The organism is Dietzia sp. CW19 (genome assembly GCF_014145265.1).
Lineage (GTDB): Bacteria > Actinomycetota > Actinomycetes > Mycobacteriales > Mycobacteriaceae > Dietzia > Dietzia natronolimnaea.
The window spans coordinates 15,623-22,885 of the sequence record NZ_JAALEE010000565.1 but is presented as its reverse complement, the minus strand read 5'-3'; the positions used below and the strand labels follow the sequence as shown (position 1 = coordinate 22,885).

Here is a 7,263-nt window from a genome sequence, read left to right as displayed (position 1 = left end):
GGCGGCGCCGCGAGCGGAGGCCCCTCCGCTGGCGGTGGCCACCAGATAGCCGGGTTGGGGCAAACCGGCGCACGGATCGCCCGCAACGCTGGGGGCATGGCCGGCACGGCGCTTCGCGCGGGCGGCGGCATCCTCGACGACTCAGTAGGAGCTCCGGTGAACCCGGGGCCGTACCGGTAGGGGAGTGCGATGACTGACACGCTTGCGCCACAACACGAGACGACGACGTACACCCTGGGCCGGAAGCGGGAGCGCAACTTCATCGGTCGCATCCCGGCGCGCACGGCTGTCGTGGGCCTGGTCGGCCTTCTCGCGTTCGTGGTGTCGATGTTGGCGCAGCAGGTGCGCTTCGCGATGGTGTGCGCGCTGCTGGCCGTGCTGGTGGGCGCCTTGGTCCACTTTCACCGCGATGGCCGGTCCTTCGTCACATCGGCTCGGTTGGCAACGGCCAAGCTCTGGCGCTACGTCACCGGGGAAGACCTGTATCTGTCGGGACCGGAGTCGCGGGTGCCCGGCGGGCAGCGTCGGGCCCCGGGGCTGTTGGCGGGCACCGAGCTGCTCGAGGACGTCGATGCGAACGGTTACCGATTCGGGGTGATCGTCAACCCCTCAGCCAAGCAGGTCACGGTGAAGCTGACCGGGCAGCTGTCGGGGGACGTTTTGCGCAGCGCGCAGGAGGACGAGGCCACGACCGCGCAGTGGGGCACCTGTGAGGCGCAGTGGGCACACAACCGGAACCTGCTGGCGGTGGTCGCCCGGCATACCACGAGGCCCTCGACGGGGATGCTGGCGCTGCGGGAGGTCGACACCCTGGACTCACCGGAAGCGCCAGCAGTGGCCAGGCAGATCCAATTCGCCCGCGCTAGGCGACTGCAATCCGGTGGCCAGGACTACGAGTTCGAGCTGGCGTTCACACTCAAGGCCGAACTGTCACACGTACGCGATCGCCGTTTCCTCGACCAGCTCCGGTACGAGATCGTCGCGTTCTACAGCGGGTCGTTGCCGTGGGCCGGGATCGAGGCGCGGCCGATGACCGCGGACGAAATGGTGGCCTCGACCCACAAGGCGTTCAACCCCGCGGCGGAGGGGGATTTCGAGGAGCTCCACATCAAGGGCACCCCTCATCAGTTGCCGTGGTCGGACGCCGGGCCGGCAGTGGCCAAGGCGACTAACCGCGGTTACTTCCACGACGGCACGTGGTCTCGGACGTGGGAGATGGTGGCTGCGCCACCGGCCACGTTCGAGAACAAGCATCTGCGCCCCCTGTTGGCGCAGCACTCACGGATCGTTCGTAAGACCGTGTGCCTGGTCTATCGCCCATTTCCTCCCGGTACGGCGCACTCCTTGGTCGAAGCCGAGCACCGAGACGCGATGGTCGGCGTCAACGACGGGAAGACGATCAAGTCAGTTGACGCGGAGTTGCGGCTGGAGGGCACGTCGGCCTCACGTAAAGCGCTCGCCAAGGGCGCGGGGTACGGGCGGCGCTCGATGTACATCGCGGCAACGTGGCTTCCGGGAGACGACGACCGGGCGATCGACAGCGATGTCGAGGCGCTGGCCAATCAGCTCAACATCCGGGTGCGCGAAATGCGGGGGATGCAGGACTCCGCGTTCTCTTACTGCCTCGGCGCCGGGGCACTGCCTTTCGGAAAGAAGGACTAGTCGATGCTGAGCCTGAATCTCACAACCGTCATCGGGTGGCTCCGGGGGACCAGCCTTCCCCTGCACGACCTGAGCGTGAGCGAGACCGTCGATGCCCGCGGATTCCCGCAGGTGCTCTTCACCGACTCCAGTCGCCACCAGATCGCGGTAGCGAACCTGGTCGATGGGTCCGGAATCGTGGAGCCCGACCGGGTCAGCGCGTGGACTCGCCAGGTGGCAGGACTCGACCGACTGCGAGTCGGCTTCGCATGCGACAGCACGACGTCGGCTCCGCCGCTGTTGGGTGGGCTGTTCGCAGCCGAGACCAAGGCCGAACGCAAGGACCTCACGGAGCTGGCCTCCATCGTCGCCGTGGACGCCCCAGCCCTATATGACGCTGCCTCGCTGGCAGGTCTGCCAGCCCGGCCCGCACGAGAAAGTGAGGTGGCCGGACGGTGCGGACACCTGCTGGCCGCGGCCGTGCGGACGATCTCCGACCTGACGGAGCTGACCTGGAACGAATCGGCGCGCAGTGTCCAGGTGGGGAGCGTGGAGTGCATCAGCTTCACGGTGTCGTGCTCGGACCCGGCCAGTGGCGCCGAAGCCAGCGCAGATGTCTCCGAGGTGCTGGCCGAGTGGGACGCCGGAGGCCACATCTGGAGGACGCGATGGATGCGCCCGTTCGTCGATCCGGACTCGGTCAGTGACATCGAAGCCGTCGACGGGGGACGGGTGTGGTCGACGGTGACGGTGGCCGGCGGGCACGAGGTCGCCCACCTGTTTCTCCAGGCTTTGCGGCCGCGCACTCGCCTACGAGTGCGCCACGAGTTCGGCCGCCAAGGAGTGATGTTGGCCGCCAACCTGGGCCTGGGTGTGGCGGGGTTTCAGCACGCGACGATCGATACGGAGTTGCCGCGATGAGCCTGCGCAGACCAGACGAGCCCGCTGTCGACTACGCCGAGCTGTTCCAGGCGATCCTCGACGGTCAAGAGAAGTACCCCTGGCCGTGGACCCGCCGGGGGCGGGCGTTGGCCGAGTGGCAGAAGGCCAGCCCGGACGAGGTCAAACGGCTTAAGCACGAGGCCCTGGCCCGACAGGGAGTGGCCCCGGTGGTCGGCGAGGATGCGTGGCCTCGGGCGGGAGCTCGGGGGTTTCGCGCCCCCTTCGCCGCCGGCCTCGGCTCGGGCCTGGTGCGGTCTGTGACGCCGCCGAACGAGTTCATGATGGCGACCAACTATGCCGCCGGCTGGAACCCCAACTCGGTAGGGTCACCGTCTCCGATGATCGGCCCGCCGATCGGGCGTAATCTCCTCGACGGCAAAGACCTCGGTTTCGACTGCCTGAGCTGGCTCGAGCAAAATCTGCTGTCGACCCCGTCGGCGTTCCTGATGTCCGTGCCCGGCCTGGGGAAGTCCTCGCTAGTGCGACAGATCCTGCTCGGACACTCGGCCCAAGGCCACGTACCGATCGTGCCGAACGATCTCAAGGGTGAGTACGTGCCGCTGGCGCGGGCCATCGACGGCCAGGTCATTCGGATCGGGCACGGGCTGGACCTCATCAACCCCCTCGACGCCGGAGCGCTCGGATCGGTGGTGCCGGTACTCCAGGAGGCCATCGACGGCCACACCGGGCAGTCTGCGGAGGACCACGAACGGCTGCGCACGTTGGAACAGTTGCTCCATCGAGCAAAGAAGGAGGTGGCCGCGGGCCAGCGACGCATGATCGAGACGCTGGTCTCGATAGCGCGGCAGGACCGGATGGCCGACTACGAGTCCGCGGCCGTGGCCGTGGCGCTCGACGGCTTGTACGCCGCACCCGGCCCGGGTGGGCAGAGCCGCTGGGTGCATCCGCCGGAGCTGACCGATCTGATCGCCACGCTCCAGGCCGGGTCCGAGCAGCTCCGTGAGGTGACCGTGGCGGCGTCGCCCGAGGAGTACCAGGCCACCGTCCGGCCCCTCCTGCGGAGCCTGTATGCGATGCAGCACGGCGTGACGGGGGAGATCTTCTCCGGGCAGACCACGACCAAGATCGACGTCGACTCGCCCGCGGTGGTGATCGACGTCTCCGCGCTCGACGACAACGACGAGACCGTGAAGGCCGCGGTCATCATGGCGTGCTGGTCGTCCGCGGCGGGCGCGGTAACGGCATCGAAGATCCTCGCCGATGCCGGCCTGCGCAAGCGCAAGCTGTTCGCCTACACCCTCGATGAGCTGTGGGGCACGCTGGCCGCTGCGCCGGGCCTGACCAAGCACGTCGACGGTCTGATGCGGCTGCTGAGAACGCTGGGCATGGCCGTGTACCTCGTCACGCACGGGTCCAAGGATCTGGAGACCCTGCCGACGGGGGCAGACCGCAATCGCGCTATGGGGTTCATCGACCGGGCCGGTGCGGTGATCTGCGGCGGCCTGCCGGCCGACGAGCTGCGGCTGCTGGGCGGCAAGCTGCCCTTCACAGAGCGGGAAATCACCGAGATCACCTCGTGGTCCAAGGGTGCGGCCCCGGGCAGGGGACGTGCAGCAGAAGCTCCGGTACCCCCAGGTCGCGGCTGCTTCATGATCAAGGCCAGCAAGAGCACGTCGCCGGGCATCCCGTTCCGCACCGACATCTCACCGCTCGAGACGCAGTGGCGACTGCACGAGACCAACGCCGCGTTCGAAGACGAGTGGAAACGCAAGTCGGCGCAGGTGGAGGGCATGGTTCATGCCTAGCCCGGTGGGGGGCTACAGCCCCGATTTCAAGCGTGAGGTCGTGGACCGGTTCGTCGGGTACTTCGACGCCTCGGCGACCCTGACGTCCGCGGCCGCGACCGCGGGCCGCGATTTCGGTGTGGCGACCTCCACGGTGCTCAGCTGGGCCGAGGACCAGCAGCGCATGCCCCGCCCCACCTGGGGTGAGATCCGCCGGCTTCGGGCGGCGAACGCTCATCTGACGGCCCGGCTGCGGGAGCTGGAGGGGTCGTGAAGTTCAGGGGGCTGGCGACGGTGACGGTCATCCTGCTCGCGATCGCGTTCGGGCTGGCCATCATCGTGTCCTCCTTCATCGAGGACGACGCCTGCACCCCGATCGACGGCGGAAGCAGCGTCGCTGGTGGCGTTCCCGACGGTCACTACTCGAAACCGATGAAGGAGGGCACCCACCAGATCTCATCGGGCTACCGCTCGGCCGATCGCCCCGACCACCGGGGCACGGATATGGCCGCCGATCTGCACACCCCCATCTACGCCTTCGCCGACGGCGTGGTGACCGAGTCCGGGCCTGCGTCCGGGTTCGGCAACTGGGTGGTCATCGATCACCAGGGGCCAAAGGGCCCGTTCTCCACGGTGTACGGGCACATGCAGGCAAGCGACATCACGGTCCGGGCCGGCGATCAGGTCAAGGCGGGCCAGCACATTGCCGGAGTGGGTAACGAGGGCCAGTCCACCGGCGCTCACCTGCACTTCGAGATCTGGGAGGGCGGCCGGTACGGAGGCCGCGACGTCGACCCCGGTCCCTGGATCGACAAGGCGACCAATCCCGGTGAGTCCGCGCCCGCACCGGCCCCGGGCAGGGACCAGCTCCGGGACCGTCGCTCTGCCGACGGCGAACTTCCTCCCTCCCCGGTCATCGCCAGCGAGGACAAGCTCCAGGTCGACGCCGTACGGGTCGCTCGAGCAGTTGCTCAGAAGTTCCCGGAGGTGGAAACGATCGGGGGGTGGCGCCCGGTCGACGCGTTCCCGGACCACCCGTCGGGCCGGGCCGTGGACATCATGATCCCGGGCTATGACACCGGGCAGGGCAAGCAGCTCGGTGACGAGATCACCGACTACCTGTTCCGCAACAGGGACGCGTTCAACGTCGAGTACCTGATCTGGCGGCAGCAGTACATCCCCTCGGAGGGCCAGCCGAACCAGATGGAGGATCGGGGCGACCCGACCCAGAACCATTTCGACCACGTGCACGTGACCGTGACCGGTGGGGGAGGAGCCGGACCTGGCCAGCAGTACGGGCCCGCTCCGGAAGGCAGCGGTCCCGGCGTGGGGCCCTCGACCGGGACCTGCGATCCGTCTGGCGTCGGCGACCACGGACGCTCCCTCAACGCTGGGCAGATCCCCGACGAGCTGCGCAAATGGATCGGCCTCGGGGGTCGGGTGTGCCGCGAAGTCGATTCCCCGCTGCTGGCCGGCCTGCTGTACCACGAGTCCGCCGGCTTCCAGGCCACGGCCGTCTCGACCGCCGGGGCTCAGGGCTACGGGCAGTTCATGTCCGACACGTGGGCGGCCAAGGGCGCGAAGGTCGACGAGAACGGGCAGGTGGCCGGTCCACCCGGTTCGGGCTCCCCGTCTGACCCCGCGGACGCCACGATGGCCGCCGCCCGCTACTTGTGCGGAATCGCCGAAGGCCAGCGCGAAGACATCGCCTCGGGAGCACTCAAGGGTGACCCGCAGGAGTTGATGCTCGCCGGCTACAACGCCGGCCCCGGCGCCGTGCAGCAGTACGGCGGGGTACCGCCGTACGCCGAGACACAGAGGTACGTGGTGATCGTGCCCGAAGAAGCGGCGAAGTTCGCCGGAGCAGAGTGAAGGAGCAGTGGCCATGAGGGTAGAGCGACGACGATCGCTGATCGTCGGGGTCGTGATCGCCGCAGGTGTGGTGGTGGCGTGCGCGCTGGCGGCACTGCTGGTGGTCATGTTGCGCGGCGGAGCCGACGAACCGGGCACAGACGCCCATCACCCGCACCCCGAGCCGACCGAGTCGGCGGACGGCGCCGCGACCGCCGCAATCCGGCAGATCTTCACATGGCGACCTGCCGAACAGTCCGGCCCCTGGGACGCACTGCACGCAGCGTCGGGCGTCCTGACGGGACCGTTGGCGCAGGCCGCAGCCGAACGACCCGCCGACGAGCCCCTGCCGCGGCAGTGGGATGCGTGGGCCGCCTCGGCAGACGTCGTAGTCGGCGCCGTCGAGGTCGTCGGCAGCCCGATGGGCCCGAACGACGACAAGGGACCGGTGACGTTGATCCTGCGCCAAGTGGTCCAGCACACCGACGGCAGTACGACCCCGCTTCCGGAGATGACGGTGCAGGTGGACATGGTCCGCGACGGACCCACCTGGAAAGCGGCCCAGTACCGGTTCGAGCAGGCGAGGTAGGGACACATCATGGCAGGTAGAGACAATCCGAGGAACACCCAGATCGGGCAGTTCCGGCCCGAGCACATCGTGCTCTTGATCGTGCTGGCCGGTTTCGTGGCCATCAACCTCTCGGTGTGGGCGGCTCACCGGGCAGCGGTCAAACTCGGCCTGGCCGAGCCACCGAGCCCGTTCCCGATGGTCGGCGCGATCGAAGTCCTCGCCCGAGACTCAGTGGAGTGGACGGGCGCGGCCACCGCAATCCTCGTGGGCGAATGGGTGGTCGTGGTGGCGGTCGCCGTGACGATCATCGTCGCCCGCCGGCGGTGGGAGCTGCGTCGCACCGGCGGCACCAAGTCACGGATCGCCCACGCGACCCGGCAGATGGCCTCGACCAGCGACATCGCTACGCTGTCGCCGCGCGCACGCAAGCGCGAGCACATCAGCAACAATCTGCCTGATTGCGGCTGGTACGGAGCCTATCTGGGCCGGGAGTGGGCCACCGGGCAGGTGCTG

General features: G+C 68.6%; 7 protein-coding genes. All 7 read left to right on the top strand.

The genetic code is table 11. The features are described from left to right. Positions 1 to 189 precede the first annotated feature (189 nt). Positions 190 to 1,662 (top strand): SCO6880 family protein, encoded by a 1,473-nt coding sequence (locus G6021_RS16555; protein WP_182641766.1) that lies wholly within the window; start codon positions 190 to 192, stop codon positions 1,660 to 1,662. Between the two features lie 3 nt (positions 1,663 to 1,665). Further along, entirely contained in the window at positions 1,666 to 2,562 is an 897-nt protein-coding gene (locus G6021_RS16550) for a hypothetical protein (RefSeq protein WP_182641765.1), read from the top strand. After that, complete coding sequence (locus G6021_RS16545) at positions 2,559 to 4,349, top strand: ATP-binding protein (RefSeq protein WP_241736641.1); 1,791 nt, start codon at positions 2,559 to 2,561, stop codon at positions 4,347 to 4,349. The genes G6021_RS16550 and G6021_RS16545 overlap by 4 nt, the downstream gene beginning before the upstream one ends. Beyond that, on the top strand, positions 4,342 to 4,602 hold the full coding sequence (locus G6021_RS16540; RefSeq protein WP_182641764.1) for a hypothetical protein: 261 nt from the start codon (positions 4,342 to 4,344) through the stop codon (positions 4,600 to 4,602). The genes G6021_RS16545 and G6021_RS16540 overlap by 8 nt, the downstream gene beginning before the upstream one ends. Then, positions 4,599 to 6,200 (top strand): peptidoglycan DD-metalloendopeptidase family protein, encoded by a 1,602-nt coding sequence (locus tag G6021_RS16535; protein ID WP_182641763.1) that lies wholly within the window; start codon positions 4,599 to 4,601, stop codon positions 6,198 to 6,200. The genes G6021_RS16540 and G6021_RS16535 overlap by 4 nt, the downstream gene beginning before the upstream one ends. A gap of 13 nt (positions 6,201 to 6,213) precedes the next feature. Beyond that, positions 6,214 to 6,768, top strand: a complete 555-nt coding sequence (locus G6021_RS16530; protein WP_182641762.1) for a hypothetical protein — start codon at positions 6,214 to 6,216, stop codon at positions 6,766 to 6,768. A gap of 75 nt (positions 6,769 to 6,843) precedes the next feature. Then, a partial coding sequence (locus G6021_RS16860; protein WP_206682678.1) for a hypothetical protein occupies positions 6,844 to 7,263 on the top strand: 420 nt, incomplete at its 3' end.

Excerpts from the sequence above, each read along its gene's own strand:
- G6021_RS16540 (WP_182641764.1), top strand. The coding sequence starts at position 4,342 with ATGCCTAGCCCGGTGGGGGGCTACAGCCCCGATTTCAAGCGTGAGGTC.
- G6021_RS16550 (WP_182641765.1), top strand. The coding sequence starts at position 1,666 with ATGCTGAGCCTGAATCTCACAACCGTCATCGGGTGGCTCCGGGGGACC.
- G6021_RS16530 (WP_182641762.1), top strand. The coding sequence starts at position 6,214 with ATGAGGGTAGAGCGACGACGATCGCTGATCGTCGGGGTCGTGATCGCC.
- G6021_RS16555 (WP_182641766.1), top strand. The coding sequence starts at position 190 with ATGACTGACACGCTTGCGCCACAACACGAGACGACGACGTACACCCTG.
- G6021_RS16545 (WP_241736641.1), top strand. The coding sequence starts at position 2,559 with ATGAGCCTGCGCAGACCAGACGAGCCCGCTGTCGACTACGCCGAGCTG.